The organism is Chitiniphilus shinanonensis DSM 23277 (assembly GCF_000374805.1).
GTDB classification, from domain to species: domain Bacteria; phylum Pseudomonadota; class Gammaproteobacteria; order Burkholderiales; family Chitinibacteraceae; genus Chitiniphilus; species Chitiniphilus shinanonensis.
Genome location: NZ_KB895358.1, coordinates 17303 through 33395, shown reverse-complemented (window position 1 = coordinate 33395; position 16093 = coordinate 17303). Strand labels below are relative to the sequence as shown.

11 protein-coding genes are annotated in these 16093 nt (G+C 72.4%); all 11 read right to left on the bottom strand.

The genetic code is table 11. The features are described from left to right. Positions 1–95 precede the first annotated feature (95 nt). Positions 96–221: a hypothetical protein gene (locus C556_RS24135; protein WP_281166418.1), complete on the bottom strand. Its 126-nt coding sequence runs from the start codon at positions 219–221 to the stop codon at positions 96–98. Continuing rightward, positions 212–1654 carry a chorismate-binding protein gene (locus C556_RS21925; RefSeq protein ID WP_051083264.1) on the bottom strand — a complete coding sequence of 481 codons (1443 nt, stop codon included), beginning with the start codon at positions 1652–1654 and terminating at the stop codon, positions 212–214. Before C556_RS21925 ends, C556_RS24135 begins: the two co-directional genes overlap by 10 nt. Continuing rightward, the gene (locus C556_RS21920) at positions 1651–2760 is read right to left on the bottom strand and encodes a 3-deoxy-7-phosphoheptulonate synthase (RefSeq protein WP_018749566.1); all 1110 of its coding nucleotides are present in this window, start codon (positions 2758–2760) and stop codon (positions 1651–1653) included. Before C556_RS21920 ends, C556_RS21925 begins: the two co-directional genes overlap by 4 nt. Before the next feature lie 19 nt (positions 2761–2779). Continuing rightward, a complete protein-coding gene (locus C556_RS0117590; RefSeq protein ID WP_018749565.1) occupies positions 2780–3559 on the bottom strand; it encodes a 2,3-dihydro-2,3-dihydroxybenzoate dehydrogenase in 780 nt (259 codons plus the stop codon). An 11-nt stretch (positions 3560–3570) separates the two neighbouring features. Continuing rightward, entirely contained in the window at positions 3571–3810 is a 240-nt protein-coding gene (locus C556_RS23645; RefSeq protein WP_018749564.1) for a phosphopantetheine-binding protein, read from the bottom strand. Beyond that, positions 3807–4451 (bottom strand): isochorismatase family protein, encoded by a 645-nt coding sequence (locus tag C556_RS0117580; protein WP_018749563.1) that lies wholly within the window; start codon positions 4449–4451, stop codon positions 3807–3809. The genes C556_RS23645 and C556_RS0117580 overlap by 4 nt, the downstream gene beginning before the upstream one ends. 160 nt (positions 4452–4611) lie before the next feature. Continuing rightward, the gene (locus C556_RS21915) at positions 4612–10347 is read right to left on the bottom strand and encodes a non-ribosomal peptide synthetase (protein WP_020608490.1); all 5736 of its coding nucleotides are present in this window, start codon (positions 10345–10347) and stop codon (positions 4612–4614) included. Positions 10348–10369: 22 nt separating this feature from the next. Next, positions 10370–12061: a thiamine pyrophosphate-dependent enzyme gene (locus C556_RS0117570; RefSeq protein WP_018749562.1), complete on the bottom strand. Its 1692-nt coding sequence runs from the start codon at positions 12059–12061 to the stop codon at positions 10370–10372. Continuing rightward, complete coding sequence (locus C556_RS0117565) at positions 12058–13380, bottom strand: PLP-dependent aminotransferase family protein (RefSeq protein WP_018749561.1); 1323 nt, start codon at positions 13378–13380, stop codon at positions 12058–12060. Before C556_RS0117565 ends, C556_RS0117570 begins: the two co-directional genes overlap by 4 nt. Beyond that, positions 13377–14603, bottom strand: coding sequence for a chorismate mutase (locus tag C556_RS21910; RefSeq protein WP_018749560.1), 1227 nt, complete (start codon positions 14601–14603; stop codon positions 13377–13379). The genes C556_RS0117565 and C556_RS21910 overlap by 4 nt, the downstream gene beginning before the upstream one ends. Beyond that, entirely contained in the window at positions 14600–16060 is a 1461-nt protein-coding gene (gene pabB / locus C556_RS21015) for an aminodeoxychorismate synthase component I (protein WP_051083263.1), read from the bottom strand. The genes C556_RS21910 and pabB overlap by 4 nt, the downstream gene beginning before the upstream one ends. Positions 16061–16093 lie beyond the last annotated feature (33 nt).

The window sequence follows — 16093 nt, the reverse complement described above, 5'->3', positions numbered from 1 at the left end:
TTGGTGAGGTATATTAAGCAAATAGTTATATTGATGATTATATCATCGATTATTTGTGTAAGTATTTATCGGGATATATTCAGAATATGCACCAGTCATCGCAGAAAACCCGCCGCGCGATTCGACGGCGAATCGCGCTGCATGACCAGCGCAACCTGGACGACCGGCGCCGCCGCCCGACGGACGCCCCGGCCCGGTGGGCGCGCGGCGGTCAGGGCCATGCCGGCTCCGGCGCCTCGGGCAGGGCGACGAACTGGTTCAGCAGGAACGGCGCCATCTTGTTGCTGGTTTCCAGCCATTCCCGGTACGGATCGGCGCCCTGGACGATGCCGCTGCCGGCGTACACCTGCACCTCGTGCCCGGCGACGCGCGCGGTGCGGATCGCCAGCGCGAAGTTGGCGTCGTCGCCCAGCGTCAGGTAGCCCAGGCCGCCGCTGAAGAAGCCGCGGTCGATCAGCTCGAACTGGCGGATGCGTTCGCCGCCCAGGTCCAGCGGCTTGCCCCAGATGGTGGCGGGCGGATACACCGCCGCCAGCACGTCGAAGATGTTCATCCCCGGCTTGAGCTGACCGCCGATCACGCTTTTCAGGTGCTGCACGTAGCCCAGGTCGATCACGTTGCGCGAGGCGCGCACCGTCAGCGAGCCGGGCAGGCAGACCGACGCCAGGTTGTCGTAGAACATGCCGGCGGCGGTTTCGTGTTCCTCGCGCTCCTTGCCGTCGTTCAGCAGCTCCTGGCGGTAGCGCTCGCTCTTGCTGGAACTGGCCGAGCCCTTGCGCGTGCCGGCCAGCGGCTCCACCACCACTTCGCCGGCCTCCTTGCGCACCAGCGTTTCCGGCGAGATGCCGACCCAGGCGTCGCCGCCGTCCCAGCGGAACACGAACTCGTAGTTGGCCCCGGCGCGCGGCGGCGCCACGATGCGCAGCAGCGCGTTGGGCGCCACCGGCGTCTTCAGTTTCAATTTGACCGCGCGCGCCAGCACCACCTTTTCCTCGCTGTCCGGCGCGATGGCGCGCAGCAGGTCGACCAATCCATCGACATAGTCGACGCACTCGGGCAGTTCCTGGCGGCGCGTCACCTGCAACGGCGGCAGCGGCGGCAGCTCCCGCGCCTGCTCGAACAGATCGGGATCGACGGCGGGGCAGTGCTCGCTTTCCACGTAGCGCAGCCGGCAGGTGGCGGCGTCGATGCGGCACAGCACCCGGGGCAGGGTGAATACCAGCGGCTCGTCCACCAGCTCGGGGCGGGTGCCGCAGCGCCAGCCGCCCAGCAGGGGGGTATCCGGCGCCAGGCCGTGGCGCTCCAGCAGCATCGGCCGGATCTCGTCCAGGAACACCGCCGCCAGGCGGAACACCTGCGCGTGGTACGACTGGTGGCGGTCGAGCCGGAACAGCGCGCGGCGCTCGACGGCGTCGCCGTGGCGCAGGCACAGCGACACCTGGTCGCCGTCCTTGGCCGATTCGATCCGCATCTCGCTGCCCAGCGCCACCAGCGACACCATGCCGTCGTCGGTGGGATAGCTGAACAGCGCGGTGAATTCGGCCGCCAGCGCCGGGTGGCGCTGCTCCAGCGCCTGGAGCACGGCCGAGCCGTGGTGGTTCACCGCCTGGGCCGGGCGCGGGTTGGCGCAGGCGAAGTGTCTGACGGTCTTCATCCGGCATTCCTCAGGGCGGGGGCGAGATTGCTGCACAGTTGCAGCGCTTCGGGGAACGGCAGCGCCGGGGCGCGGGCGTCGCCGCCGGGGTCGGTGTGCAGGTACAGGCCCGCCAGCCGGCCGCCGCGCGCCGCGTGCAGCGCCGCGGTCCGCGTCAGCTCCGCGATGGCCTCGTCCACCAGCGCGCCGGTGGCGCCGTCGTTGGCGCGCAGCGGGTCGCACAGCCACACCGCCGGCATGCGCGCCTCGTCCAGCGTGTCCAGCAGCGGCCCGAGCAGCGCCGTCTGCCGCCCCAGCGCGCTGATCAGCACCAGCCGGCCCGGCTGCCGCTCGGGGTTGAGCAGCCGGCAGATCGCGGCCAGCCGCGCCGGCGCCAGTTGCGGCGGCACGCACACGGCGATCGGGTTGCACACGCCGCGGCAGAATTCCAGGTGGCTGCTGTCGGGGAACAGGTTGATCTGCTCCAGCACCAGCAGGTGCGCGCTGGCGGCGAAGAAGGCGCCGTCGTGGTGGCGCACCAGCGCCGCCTCGTAGTGCAGGTTGGCCGCCTCGTGCGCGATGTACGGCGCGGCGCCGCCGCGTTGCAGCAGCGACAGCGCCAGCTGCGCCGCCTCGTAGGCCCACAGCATGCGCTTGGCGTCCGGGCGGCGGCTCCACGGCGTGGGCGCGCGGTCGTTGACCATGTCGCCGTAGTAGCTGGTGACGGTCAGGCCGTTCACCACCTCGGTCGGCTGCTGGCGCGAGCGGGCGTAGTTGCCCGCCAGCAGCCCTACCGCGGTCACCGGCGCCGCGGTCACCAGCCCGAGGTAGCGTTGCAGCGTGGCCGTCGCGCGCAGCCGGGCCTGCAACAGTGTCGGGCTGGCGTCGTGGAGGCGTTCCTCGGCGTTGCCGGTCAGCAGCACGCAGCCGCGTCCTTCGGCGGCGGCGCGCAGGTCGGCGTGCAGGCGCGCGATGTCGGCATGGCGCACCAGCCCCGGCAGGTCGGCCAGCCGCTCGGTCACGCCGGCCAGGTCCGGGTCGGGGTACGGCGGCATGTGGCGGTGTTCCTTGTCGCGCCAGCAGTGCGGGTGCCAGCGCTCGCGCTGGGTCGGCTCGGAGAGGTCCATGGCGATTCCTCGGGATGGCTCAGAAGGTGGCGCCGCCGTCGATCACCAGGTTCTGCATGGTGATGTGGCCGGCGTCGGGCGACAGCAGGAACGCCACCGCGCGGGCGATGTCGTCGGGTTCGGCCACCTTGCGCAGCGGGATGCCGGTGCGGTAGCGCTGCGGGTCGCCGTCGACCAGACGGCGGTCGGCGTCGGCGCTCCATTCGCCCAGCAGGGTGGTCAGCATCGGGGTGCGGGTGGAACCGGGCGACACCACGTTGCAGCGGATGCCGTGGCGGCCCAGCTCCAGCCCCAGGCAGCGGGTGAGCATGGCGGCGGCGGCCTTGGACGCGCAGTACGCGCCCATCTCGACGCGCGGCGTCAGGCCGGCGTTGGACGCCACGGTGACGATGGCGCCGTCGCCGTGGCCGGCCATGTGCCGCGCCACCGCCTGCGACACGTGGAAGGTGCCGTGCACGTTCACCTCGAAGGTCTGGCGCCAGGTGTCGGCGTCGGTGTCGAGCAGGCTGCCCGGCGTCAGCACCCCGGCGCAGTTCACCAGCCCGTGCAGCGGCGCGGCGTCGGTGATGGCGGCGACGGTGGCGCGCACCGCGTCGGGCCGGGCGATGTCCAGCACGTGGGTGTACAGGCGGCCGGCGGGCGCCAGCCCTTCGGCCAGGTGCGCCAGTTCGCCGGCGTTGCGGTCCGCCGCGTGCACCGTGGCGCCGTCGGCCAGCAGCCGGCGCACGATGGCGGCGCCGATGCCCTGGGCGGCGCCGGTCACCAGCACGGCGCGGCCGGCGAAGCGTTGTGGGTCCATGCGGGCCTCCGTCAAAGGCGTGCGGCGATCAGCGACCACCACGCGGCGAAGCTGCGGCGCTCGACCAGTTCGACGAAGCCGACCTCGATGCCGCGGCGGCGCCAGTTTTCCACCAGCATCATCAGCCGCACCGAATCCAGGCCGGCGTCGAGCGGATCGTCCTGGCCCGCCAGTTCGGCCGGCGCCAGGTGCAGCAGCGCGGCGATGTCGGCGTCGAAGGCGGCGCGGGTGAAGGGCGCGGGCGCGTTCATGCGGCCAGCGCCAGTCGTTGCAGCAGTTCGGCGCTGGACACCACCTTGCCCGAGCAGTGCGCCACGTGGCGCAGCGCCATCTCGTGGTGCGCCAGCGAGAAGTCGCCCAGCGCGTCGGCCACCAGGAAGGGCTCGATGTCGGCCATGAAGGCGTCGGTGGCGGTGACCAGGCAGCCGATGTGCGCGTAGACGCCGCAGATCACCAACTGGTCGCGCCCGGCGCGTTGCAGCCGCGCTTGCAGATCGCTGCGGGCGAAGGCGCTGTAGCGGTGCTTCACCAGCACCTCGTCGTGACCGTCGCGCGGTTCCAGCCCGGCGACGATGGCGCGGCCGTCGCCGGCCTGCGGCATGCCGGGGCCCCAGAAATCCATCAGCAGGCCGCGCGCGGCGCGCGGCTGGTCGCCCGGCTGCGCGGTGTAGAACACCGGCACGCCCAGCGCGTGGCAGCGCTGGCGCAGGGCGTCGATGCGCCGCACCAGGGTGGCGACGAATCCGGCCGAGGCATAGCGGCCGACGAAGTAGTTCTGCATGTCGTGAATCAGCAGCGCCGCGCGCTCGGGCGCCACCTGCCACGGCAGCGGCGGGCGGTCCAACGACACCCCGGTCGGCACCGGGTAATCCTGGATCAGGGGGATGGCCATGCGGTCGATCTCCGGAAAGGGATGGGGGGCTTGGAGCGGCCGACAAAACCCGGCAAAGCGGTCCTGGCGGGACGCACGAAACGCGGGCGGCACCCGGCGTGCGGCGCGTGAGGCTCGGCGCCCGCGCGCGACGCCGCCGGGAGGGTTTTGTCAACCGCTTTCATTCGGTCAGGCGCGCGCGCAGCGCCTTCTTGTCGGTCTTGCCCAGCGTGGTCCTGGGCAGTGCCGGCACCAGGCGGATCAGGTCCGGCACCTTGAAGTGGGCGATGCCGCGCCCGCGCAGGAACGACTTGAGCGCGGCCGGGGCCAGCGGCTCGCCGGCGGCCGCCACCACGAAGGCGCAGGCGATCTCGCCCAGCACCGGATCGGGCATGCCGACGATGGCGGCCTCGCGGATCCGCGGATGGGCCAGCAGGTGGCTTTCCACTTCCTCGGCGGCGATCTTCTCGCCGCCCCGGTTCACCTGATCCTTGATCCGGCCCTCGACCACCAGATAGCCGTCGGCGCGGCGGCGCACCACGTCGCCCGTGCGGTAGAAGCCGTCGGGGGTGAACGCCGCGGCGTTGTGGGCCGGCGCGTTGAGGTAGCCACGGATGGTGTACGGGCCGCGCACCAGCAACTGGCCGGGCGTGCCGTCGGGCACCGGGCGGTCCTGTTCGTCCACCAGGCGCAGTTCGTCGTCGTCGCTGATCGGCAGCCCCTGGCTGACGAGCACGCGCTCGGGACCGTCGCCGGGGCGGGTGTAGCAGACCAGCCCTTCGGACATCCCGTACACCTGCTGCAAGGCGCCGGGGAACGCCTCGGCCAGCGCCGCGGCCTGCGCTTCGCCCAGGCTGGCGCCGCCCAGTTGCAGGCACCGCAGGCTGGACAGGTCGTGGCCGCCGCGATCGGCGTGCAGCCAGGCCAGCGCCAGGCTGGGCACCGCCGCCGCGATGGTGACGCGCTCGCGCTCGATGGCGGCGAACACCGCCGCCGGGCTGGGGTCGGCGCTCATCACCACGGTGCCGCCCGCGTGCAGCGCGCCGAGGAAGCCGGGCGAGCTGAGGGCGAAGTTGTGGCCGGCGGGCAGCGCGCACAGGTAGACGCTGTCGCGGTCCAGGCCGCACAACGCGGCGCTGGCGCGGAGGCTGTACAGGTAGTCGTCGTGGCGGCGCAGGATCAGCTTGGGCAGCGCGGTGCTGCCGCCCGACAGCGTGATCAGCGCGGCTTCGCGGCTGTCGCGCTCGGGCCATTGCGCGGGGGCGCCGTACAGCGTGTCGAGGGCGACCAGCTCCTGGGCGTCGCCGGCGACGATCACCTGGCGCAGCGCCGGGGCCTGCCCCCGCACGGCGCGGGCGATCTCGCGGTAGTCGCAGCCGGCGGCCTGGTCGGCGATGACGTAGGCCACCGCGCCGGACGCCGCCACGATGTGGCCGATCTCGCTGAGGCGGTCGGACGGCAGCGCGAACACCGGGATTGCGCCCAGGCGGAACAGCGCGAACACCGTTTCGACGAAGGCCACCGAGTTGGGCAGCTGCACCACCACGCGCTCGCCGGGGGCGATGCCCAGCCCGGCCAGGCCGCTGGCCAGCCGGTCGGCGTTCAGGTCCAGCGCGGCGTAGCTCAGCCGTCGCTGCGCATCGACCACCGCCAGCCGGTCCGGGGTCTGCGCGGCGTGGCGGCGCAGCTGGCGGTCCAGCGGGTCGCCGCTCCAGTAGCCCTTGGCGCGGTAGGCGGCGGCGAAGTCGGCCGGCCAGTAGGGGGCGTCGAGGCCGGGCGGCGTCGGGATGGTATCGAGCGCGTCGCCCAGCCGCGCCACGCAGTCGCCGTGCGGGGCAGGGCCGAAGCGCACCGCCCAGCCCGTCGGCACCGCCAGGAAGGCGGGCCACAGCGAGCGCTGGCCGGCGGTGTTGACCAGCAGCAGGAAGCGGCCGTCGCCGTCGTCGAACGGATTGTGGAAGTCGCGCAGCGCGCGCGGGGCGCGGATCGGCGCCGGGGCCAGCGCGCCGTAGCGTTGTTCCAGCACCCGGGCCAGCGCCTGTGGCTGGTCGGTGACGAAGTAGTGGCCGCCGCCGGCGATCACCGACAGCGTCACGTCGTCGGCCTGCACCCGCCAGTCGAGGTAGCGGGTGGCGTAGTCGGGGGTCAGCGGGTCCTCGTCGCCGATCACCACGTGGATCGGCGCTTTCAGCCGCACCCGCTCCGCGGCGTCGCGGGCGAAGAAGGCGGCGGTCTCGCCGGCGTCGTGCTTGGTGACGCGGGCGATGGCGGCCAGGCTGGCGGCGTCGAGCGTTTCCTTGAAGCCGCCGATGCTGCGCAGGAAGGCGATGATGTCCTCGCCGCGCTGGGTGTCCACCTCGGCCGCCACCGCCTGCGGGTCGGCGTCGGGCAGCATGCCGCCGATCACCAGCGCCGCCAGCGGGGCGCCGGCCTGTTCCAGCTTGCGGGCGATGGCCAGGGCGATGGCGTTGCCGGCGCAGTGGCCGTACACCACGATGGGGCCGCCGGCCAGTTCGACGATCTCCGCCACCGCGCGCGTCGCCACGGTGTCGATCGATTCGAGCGCTTCGTCGGGGCGCAGCACGTCGTGGCCGGGCAGGTTGACCGCCACGCAGGCGAAGCGCGGGGACAGGCCGTCCACCAGGCCGCGGAAGGCGAAGGCGTTGCCGCCGGCGAACGGCACGCACACCAGCGTGACCTTGCCGGCGCTGTCGCCCTGGCCGAAGCGGTGCAGCATGCGTTGCGCGGCGGGCGCGGCCCCGGCGCCGCGCTGGCGCAGGAAGTCGGCGCAGGCGCGCGGGGTGGGCGCGTCGAACAGCGTCATCACCGGGATGTCCAGTTCGCGGCACACCCGGATCGCCTTGATCGAATCGCCGCCGGCGTCGAAGAAGTTGTGGTCGATGCCCAGTTGCGTCACCGGCAGGTGCTCGCGCCAGCAGGCCAGCACCTGTTCGTCCAGCGCGTCGCGCGCCGGCTCCACCTGGGCGTCGCCGCCGAGCTGGATGTCGGGCAGCGCGCGGCGGTCCACCTTGCCGTTGGCGGTGAACGGCAGGCTGGGCAGCACGCCGATGGCGTTGGGCACCATATAGGGCGGCACCCGCTCGCGCAGGTGATCGCGCAGCGCGGTCAGGTCCACCTCGCCGCCGCTCGCGGCGCCGGGCACCACGTGGGCCAGCAGCTTGGGGTCGCCCGCGGCGTCGCGGCGCACCGACGCCACCGCGTCCGACACCTGCGGATGGGCGCGCAGGTGGGTCTCGATCTCGCCCAGCTCGATGCGGTAGCCGCGCACCTTCACCTGCTGGTCGGCGCGGCCGATGTATTCGAGCACGCCGTCGTCGCCGAGCACGGCCACGTCGCCGCTGCGGTACATGCGGCTGCCGGGCGGGCCGTAGGGGTTGGCGACGAAGCGCACGGCGTCCAGCTCGGGGCGGTTGAGGTAGCCGCGCGCCAGGCCGGCGCCGCTGACGTACATCTCGCCGTAGCCGCCGGCGGGCACCGGGCGCAGCGCGTCGTCCAGCACCAGCAGGCCCAGGTCGGCGTAGGCGCGGCCGATCAGGCTGCCGCGCCCGGCGCGGGCGTGGGCGGCGGTGATGAACTGGTAGGTGGTGTTCACCGTGGTTTCGGTGATGCCGTACATGTTGAGCAGCCGGGGCTGGTGGTCGGGGTGGCGCTCGAACCACGGTTGCAGGCGCGCCGGGTCCAGCGCTTCGCCGCCGAAGCACTGGTAGCGCAGGCTCAGCCGCGCGCCCAGCTCGGGGCGGTCGGCCTCGGCTTCCATGAAGCGGTAGAAGGCGGACGGGATCTGGCCGAACACTGTCACGCGCTCATCGACGATCAGTTCCAGCAGTTGGTCCGGCGCGCGGGTGGTCGCCACCGGCACGATCAGCAGCCGGCCGCCATGCAGCAGGGCGCCCCACATCTCCCACACCGAGGCGTCGAAGATGTAGGCGTGGCACATGCTCCACACGTCGTCGCGGTGGTAGCCGAACCAGGCGTCGGTGCTGTCGAACAGCCGCACCACGTTGCGGTGGCTGATGCACACGCCCTTGGGCTTGCCGGTGGAGCCGGAGGTGTAGATCACGTAGGCCAGGTCGTCCGGCGCGGGGCGGGCGGACAGGTTGGCGGCGGGGCGGCGCGCCAGGTCGGCGCGCAGCGTGTCGTCGTCCACCAGCCAGCGCGGGCACGCGGCGCCGTCCGCGGCGGCGGCGCTGGCGCGGTCGGCCAGCAGCAGGCCGGGCCGGGTGTCGTCGAGGATGGCCGCGATGCGCCCGGCCGGGGCGTCCGGGTCCATCGGCACGTAGGCGGCGCCGGCCTTGAGCACCGCCAGGATGCAGACCACGGTGTCGATGGAGCGCGCCAGCAGCAGCGCGACCAGCGGCTGGCCGGCGCCGCGCGGCTGCGCGGCCAGCGCGTGCGCCAGGCGGTTGGCGCGGGCGTTCAGCTCGGCGTAGCTCAGGTGCTCGCCGTCCAGGGTCAGCGCGATGGCGTCGGGGGTGTCGGCCGCCCAGCGCTCGAAGCGATCGACCAGGGTGTCGGGCGACGTCGGCAGCGACGCGTCGTGCTTGGCGGTCTCGGCGAAAAACAGGCCCAGGTCGTCGGTGTCCCAGGCGTCGAGCCGGCCGACGGGAAGATCGGGCCGGGCGCAGAAGCGTGGCAGGAAGGCGACGAAGCGTTCGACATGCCGTTGCAGCGCGGCCTGGTCGTACAGCGCCGGGTTGGCCATGCCGACCACCAGCAGGCCGTCGCTGTCGAGGTCGGGCTGGATCAGCAGCGACAGGTCGTCGGCCGGGCCGGCGCTGAGCACTTCGGCGCGGCCGCGTGCGGTGCCGAAGCGCAGCACGTCGGTGAACAGGTCGATGTTGATCTGCGGGCCGGTCAGGCGGCGGCCTTCGCCGACCAGGTTGCAATCGCGGCGCACGTCCTCGGCGCGATAGCGCTGGTGCGGGCGCATCCGCGCCAGTTCGGCGTCGGCGGCGGCGACCAGTTCGCCGACGCTGCCGGCCAGCGGCACGTCCAGGTGCAGCGGCAGCACGTTGGCCACGCTGCACGGCACCCGGCTCGCCACGCCGCCGAGGCGGTTGAGGAAGGGCACGCCCAGCACCACCCGGCGCTGGCCGGTGGCGCGGGCCAGCCAGGCGCCGAAGGCGGCGATGGCCGCCGGCACCCAGTGGGTGGACAAGCCGCCGGCCAGCGCGCGCAGCGCCGCGAAATCCGCCGACGGCAGCGCCACCGCGTGGCGCAGCGCGTAGTGGCCGGGCATGGCGCTGTCGGCGGCCAGGCTGGGCACGTCGCCGCCGCCACGGCACTTGTCGCGCCAGTAATCGCGGTCGGCGCCGCTGGCGGGCGAGGCCAGCCAGGCGTCGTCGTCCGCCAGCAGCGCCGGCAGTCCGGCGAACGGGCTGGCGCCGGGCGCGGCGTCGCGCGCCAGCGCGTCGTAGCACTGCGCCACGCGCTGGAAGAACATCGACAGCGCGAAGCCGTCCAGCGCGATGTGGTGGGTCTTGAAGTACCAGTAGTGGCGCTGCGGCGCCAGTTGCAGCAGCGCGCTGCCGAACAGCGGGCCGTGTTCCAGGTCGATGCGGCGGGCGCAGTCCTCGGCCATCCAGCGCCGGGCGCGGGTGTCGGCGTCGGTGTCGCCGCGCAGGTCGAGTCGCGCCAGCGTCACCGGCACTTCGGGTTCGATGCGCTGCGCGACGGCGGCCTGACCGTCGGCGTCGTGCTGTTCGGTGTAGCGGGTGCGCAGCAGGTCGCACTCGTGCACGGCCTGGTGCAGCGCGCGCGCCAGCAGGTCGGCGTCCAGTTCGCCGCGCAGGTCGAGGCAGCTGGCGACGTTGTACGCGGGGCTGAGCGGGTCGAGCTGGTGGCCGAGCCAGATGGCCTGCTGCGCGGCGGTCAGCGGGTAGACGGGGTGGGGCATTGCGGGCGCTCCGGGTGCAGGGTCAAACCCTGGGCAAATGCTGCTGGTTCTTGATGGCGTCGAAGAAGCGTTCGCACAGGTAGGAGCGCTGCGATGGGTCGATGCGGGCGTCGATCAGCACCGGCTCGTCCAGCGCGTGGGCGCGCGCCAGGCCGTCGCGCAGCCCGGCGGCGCTTTCGGCCACCATGCCGGTCACGCCGTAGCACTGCGCCAGCGCGGCGAAGTCGATGGCGGGCAGCCGGGTGAGCGCCACGTCGGCGCTGTCGGACGACAGCGAGGTCCAGCGCTGGTTGTTGAGCACGATCACGATGGGCGAGATGCCGGCGCCGCGCGCATGCATCAGTTCCTGTCCGGTCATGTGGAAGGCGCCGTCGCCCACCAGCGCCAGTGGGCGCTTGCCGCTGCCCAGCTGCCAGCCCAGCGCGCCGGGCACGCCGATGCCCATGCTCATGTAGAGCGACGAGGTCAGCACGTCGGCCGGGTGCATGCCCAGCGACATGAAGAAGGCGTCGCCGCAGTCGGCCACCAGCAGGGTGTCGGGGTGGGCGGCGAAGTGGCGGTTCAGCTCGTCGATCACCAGGTAGGGGGTGAGCGCGCCGTCGGCCGGCGCGTCGCCGGTGGGCGTGGCGGACGGCAGCAGGTAGGCGCGCTGTTCGCGTTGCAGTTCGGGCAGCAGGCCGTGGCGCGGCCGCGAGAGTTCGGCCAGCGCGGTGACGAAATCGGCGGTGGCGGCGGGATAGCGCTGGCGGCCCACCTGCACCGTGCCGTCGTAGGCCTGCACCAGTTGTCCGGCCGGGATCGCGCTGGCGATGCCCATGTTGACGTCGGCGTTGGGCTCGCCCAGCAGCAGCAGCGCGTCGCACGACGCCAGCAGGTCGCGGGTGCAGTCGGCCGGCGAGGCCGGGCCGGCGTAGACGCCGCGGTAGTTGGGGTGGTCGATCGGCAGCACCTGGCGCGACATCGGGCTGGCCACCCAGGGCAGCGCCAGGGTCTCGGCGATGCGGCGCGCGGCGTCGGCCAGCGCGTAGCGCTTGATTTCCAGGCCGGGCACCAGCACCGGGCGGCGGGCGTCGCGCAGCAGCGCCAGCGTGGCGTGCGCGGCATCCCACGCGGCCTGGTCGTAGCACGGCATCGGCGGCTGCACCGCGGCGGCCGGGGTGTAGCGCACCTTGCTCAGGTAGAGGTCGCGCGGGATTTCGACGTACACCGGGCGCGACTGCGCCAGCGCCACGGCGACGGCCTCGCGCAGCTGCTCCTGCGCGCGGTGCGGGTCGCTGATGCGGATCTGGTGCGCGGTGATCTCGCGCATCACCCGGTACTGGGTGTCGTCGTCGACCACGGTGTGGTGCAGGAACACCGGCGCCTCGCGCTCGCGCTTGCCCGGCGCGCCGGACAGCACGATCAGCGGCACGCGCTCGACGTAGGCCTGGGCGATGCCGTTGGCGGCGTTGAGCACGCCGACGCCGTAGGTGAAGCACACCGCGGCGGGGGTGCGGCGGCCCAGGGCGTAGCCGAGCGCGGCCAGCGTGGTGCCGTATTCGTGCGACATGGTGCGCAGCGTCAGCCCGTGCACCTGCGTCAGCTCGCGCGACAGCTGCATGGTGAAGTCGCCGGGGATGCAGAACAGGTCGGCGATGCCTTGCTCGACCAGCACCGCGCCCACCAGGCGGCCCAGCGTGGTCTCGCGGGAGATCGCGGCTTCGGCGCGGCTCATCGCAGGGCCTCCCCGATCAGCGATTGCAGCAGTTCGTGATCCAGCTCCTGGTCGAACGAGTAGTGCAGCGGCGCCAGCGGGAAGGCGCGCAGGAACTCGGCCACCTGGGCGGCGACGCCGGCGGGATCGGCCTTGCGGAAGTGCAGGTCGGCGATGAAGCGCGCCACCTGTTCGAAGTCGTCCTCGCGCAGGCCGCGCCGGGTCATGGCCTGCACCCCCAGGCGGATGCCCTGGATGCCCGGCTTGCCGGGGATCTCGATGTTGGTGCTGCGGATGCCACCGCGGTGCAGGGTGTTCATGCACAGGTCGAGCGCCTGTTGCAGGTCGCCCACGGCGAAGTGCACCTGGTGGGTTTCGGTGAAGCCGAACGCTTCGCCCGAGACCTCGAAGCCCAGCCGGTGCAGGTGGCCGGCCAGCGCCTTGGCGTTGCGCGCCACCTGCGGCGCGTAGTCGTGGCCGAAGGCTTCCATTTCCTTGAACGCCACCCACATCGGCGGCAGCAGTTCGGCGTGGCAGTTGCTTTGCAGGTGCGGGCACAGCCACAGCGAGGTATCGACCAGCAGCGGGTGCTCGGCCGACTTGAAGGCGATGTAGCCTTTCTGCGGGCCGGGCACGGTCTTGTGGGTGTTGCCGTGGATCACGTCGGCGCCGCAGTGCAGCGGCGAATCGAACACGCCGCCCATGATCAGGCCGCCGTCGTGGCTGGTGTCGTAGGTCAGGGTGCACGACGGCGGCAGCACCTTGCGGATCGCCGCCAGCGGCTGCCAGCGCAGCTTGAACGACTGGTCGAGGATGACGATGCGGATCTGCGGGTTGCGCCGCACCAGCTCGTCCAGGCGGGCCACGTCGATCAGCAGCGTCTGCGGGTCCACCGGCAGATGGAAGATGTCGATGCCGGCCTTCTGCGCCAGGTTTTCCAGCGCGAAGTGGCCGCCATCGCGGTGGGCGAAGTGCACCATGCCTTCGCCGTGCTTGCACGCGGCCAGCATCAGCGCCTGCTCGGCCGGCGAGCCGCCGTTGGGGCGCCAGTCGAAGGTGCCGGCGCCCAGCAAGGAACGCCCGAGTTCGTTGAGTTGCTGCGCCAGCTCGCCCATCCGGCCCGATTCGGGGAAGTACCACTCGCCCGGCGGCACCTCGAACGGGAACGAGCAGTGGTAGAACGCGCCGGCGGTGGCGCTGCCGGCCAGCCGCACCAGCGCGCTGGGGTAGTTCTCGTTGGCGGTCAGGCTCAGGCAGTCCTCGCGGTAGCGGTAATCCTGGCCCAGCACGCTGTTCAGGCGCTCGACCACGTGGCGGGCCTGCGGGGTGGTTCGGGTCATGCTTGCACTCCTGTCGCCTGGAACGCCGGCGCGCTGCTGGTGAGAAGGGATTCGCGGGGGCCGCCGACGTGCTCGTACTCGATGTGGCAGGCTTCTTCGATGATCAGGCGGTAGAGCTGCTCGATCAGCTCGCCGCGCAGGTGCCAGCCCTGGCCGCGCGCCTTGCAGCGCTGCACCACTTCCAGCACGCGGTTCGGCTGCATCACCGGCGTGCCGCTGGTCTTCTTGAAGCGCGCCACGTCGGCGATCAGCGCCTGGCGCTGGCCCAGCAGGTCGATCAGCTGGTCGTCCACGCGGTCGATGGCGGCGCGGAACGCGGGCAGGCTGTCGGGCGCCGGCGGCGGGTTGATCGATTCGAAGATCCGCCGGCTGAGGCCGACGTAGTCGCGGTGGTCGGCGATCAGGGTGTGTTCCAGCATGCCGAGCGCGGCGGCGAAGCCGCCCTGGTCGGCGCGCGCCACGCCGTCGTCCAGCGCGGCCAGGGCGGCCAGCAGTTGCTGCCGCGCCACCGCCGAGCACGGGTTGTCGGCCTGGATCTCCCAGTACACGTCGGGATGGTTCTGCGTCATGCGCGCCACCAGCGACAGCAGCACGCGGAACGGCGGCGGCGCCAGGCGCAGCAGCGCGTCGAGCGGCACCGCCGACGCGGCCAGCACCCGGCCGAACGACAGCACCGCGGCGTGGCCGACCGTCTGCAACAGCGCCATCGCCTGGTCGTGCGCGGCCGGGGTCAGCGGCACCACCTCCAGCCGCCACTGGCGCAGCAGGGCGACGAAGGCGTCGGCCGACGCGGCGTCGCGGTACGGCACGGCGGCCAGCGGCCGGCCGGCCGGCTCCAGGTCGCCGGAGAACATCGGGTTGATGCCCAGCACCGGCTGGGCGACGGGATGCCGCGCCAGCCATTGGGCGAACGGGGTCTTGATCGACAGCGTTTCCACGATCAGCGCCTGCGCGGGCAGGGCGGGCAGCAGCGCGGGCAGGGCGCGCTCCAGCACGTGCTGCGCCAGCGCCAGCACCAGCACATCGGTCTGGGCCAGCCGGCGTTGCAGCGCGGCGTCGGGGCGGGTGGCGTCGCCTTGCAGCGTGACGATGCCCGGCTGCGGCGCGGTCGCCGCTAGGTCGAGCCCGACCACCTCGAAGCCGCTGGCGGCCAGTTGCCGCGCCAGCAGGCCGCCGATGGAGCCGTTGGCGCCGATTACTAGGGCGAAGGCGGGCGCGGTCATGCGCGCACCTCGCGCAGTCGTTCCACCGCTTCCACCACGCCGCGCGCCTTGACCATGGTCTCGGCGAATTCGTTCTCGGGGTCGGACAGCGCGGTGATGGCGCCGCCGACGCCGAAGCGGGCGTGGCCGTCGTGCACCGTCACCGAGCGGATGACGATGTTGAAATCGCAGGCGCCGCACAGGCCGAACCAGCCCAGCGCGCCGGAGTACGCGCCGCGCGGGCCCTGTTCCAGCCGGTCGATGATCTGCATGGTGCGTTTCTTCGGCGCGCCGGTCATCGAGCCGCCGGGGAACACCGCGCGCACGCAGTCCACCGCGGACACCTCGGGCCGCAGTTGGCCGCGGATGGTGGACACCAGCTGGTGCACGTGCGAGTAGCTCTCGACGTCGAACAGCTTGGGCACGTGCACCGAGCGCAGATTGCACACCTGGCCCAGGTCGTTGCGCAGCAGGTCGACGATCATCAGGTTCTCGGCGCGGTCCTTCTCGTCGCCGATCAGGTTTTCGATCTGCGCGCGATCCTCCTCGGGCGTGCCGCCGCGCGGGCGGGTGCCCTTGATCGGCTTGGCCTCGGCCTGACGCTCGGCGTTGACGCTGAGGAAGCGCTCGGGCGAGGCGCTGACGTGGTGGAAGCCGCCGACGTTGAAGTAGCCGGCGTGCGGCGCCGGGGTGAGCTGGCGCATCACGCGGTAGAGGTCGAACGCCGATTCGGCGAACGGGAATTCGATGATGTTGGTCAGGCAGACCTCGTAGCTTTCGCCGTTGACGATCTCGTCCAGCGCCTGGTGGATCTTGTCGATGTACGCCTGCTTGGGATGGCGCATGGCGGCGTGGTCTGCGATCCAGCGCTCGACTTCGGGCAGGCTCATGCGGTCGCGCCGCGCCGGTTGCGGCGACGGCTCGGCGGGCTGCGCCAGCCGGCCGGCCACGGCGTCGAACCAGGCGTGCGCCGCGGCGCGGTCGGCCTCGTCGGCCACCAGGTGCAGCAGGTGGCAGCGGCCCTGGTCGTGGTCGAAGGCGATCAGACGGGTGGCCAGCATGAACACCGCGTCGGGCGTGTCGGAGCGGTACGCGGCGTCGCCGATGGTCTCGGCCTTCAGCTCGTAGCCCAGCAGGCCCACGTAGCCGAGGTTGAAGGCGAACGGCAGGTCGCCGGGCAGCTCGGCGCGGAACTGGCGCAGCCGCTGGTTCAGCAGCTCGAACAGCCCGCCGGTATCCAGCGTGCTGCGCGCGCCGTCGCGCTCGATCACCGCGTGGCCCTGCTGGGTGGCGTAGACGATGGTTTCGCCGTAGCGTCCGGCGGCGTCGCCCATGAAGGAGAAGCGCGAAAAGCCCGGCCGCACCACGCTGCTTTCCAGGAAGAAGTTGGCGGGGGCGTGCAGGAATTCGCGTTGGAACACCGGCAACGGATCGGGACAGCATTCGAGGGTGCGGACTTCAATCTGGAAGAGGCTCACCGCCGACTCCTATGTGATGGGCGCGAAACGGGA

Bases quoted from the DNA above. Each gene is read 5' to 3' on its own strand.
- C556_RS24135 (WP_281166418.1), bottom strand. From the start codon at position 221: ATGGCCCTGACCGCCGCGCGCCCACCGGGCCGGGGCGTCCGTCGGGCG.
- C556_RS21925 (WP_051083264.1), bottom strand. From the start codon at position 1,654: ATGAAGACCGTCAGACACTTCGCCTGCGCCAACCCGCGCCCGGCCCAG.
- C556_RS21920 (WP_018749566.1), bottom strand. From the start codon at position 2,760: ATGGACCTCTCCGAGCCGACCCAGCGCGAGCGCTGGCACCCGCACTGC.
- C556_RS0117590 (WP_018749565.1), bottom strand. From the start codon at position 3,559: ATGGACCCACAACGCTTCGCCGGCCGCGCCGTGCTGGTGACCGGCGCC.
- C556_RS23645 (WP_018749564.1), bottom strand. From the start codon at position 3,810: ATGAACGCGCCCGCGCCCTTCACCCGCGCCGCCTTCGACGCCGACATC.
- C556_RS0117580 (WP_018749563.1), bottom strand. From the start codon at position 4,451: ATGGCCATCCCCCTGATCCAGGATTACCCGGTGCCGACCGGGGTGTCG.
- C556_RS21915 (WP_020608490.1), bottom strand. From the start codon at position 10,347: ATGCCCCACCCCGTCTACCCGCTGACCGCCGCGCAGCAGGCCATCTGG.
- C556_RS0117570 (WP_018749562.1), bottom strand. From the start codon at position 12,061: ATGAGCCGCGCCGAAGCCGCGATCTCCCGCGAGACCACGCTGGGCCGC.
- C556_RS0117565 (WP_018749561.1), bottom strand. From the start codon at position 13,380: ATGACCCGAACCACCCCGCAGGCCCGCCACGTGGTCGAGCGCCTGAAC.
- C556_RS21910 (WP_018749560.1), bottom strand. From the start codon at position 14,603: ATGACCGCGCCCGCCTTCGCCCTAGTAATCGGCGCCAACGGCTCCATC.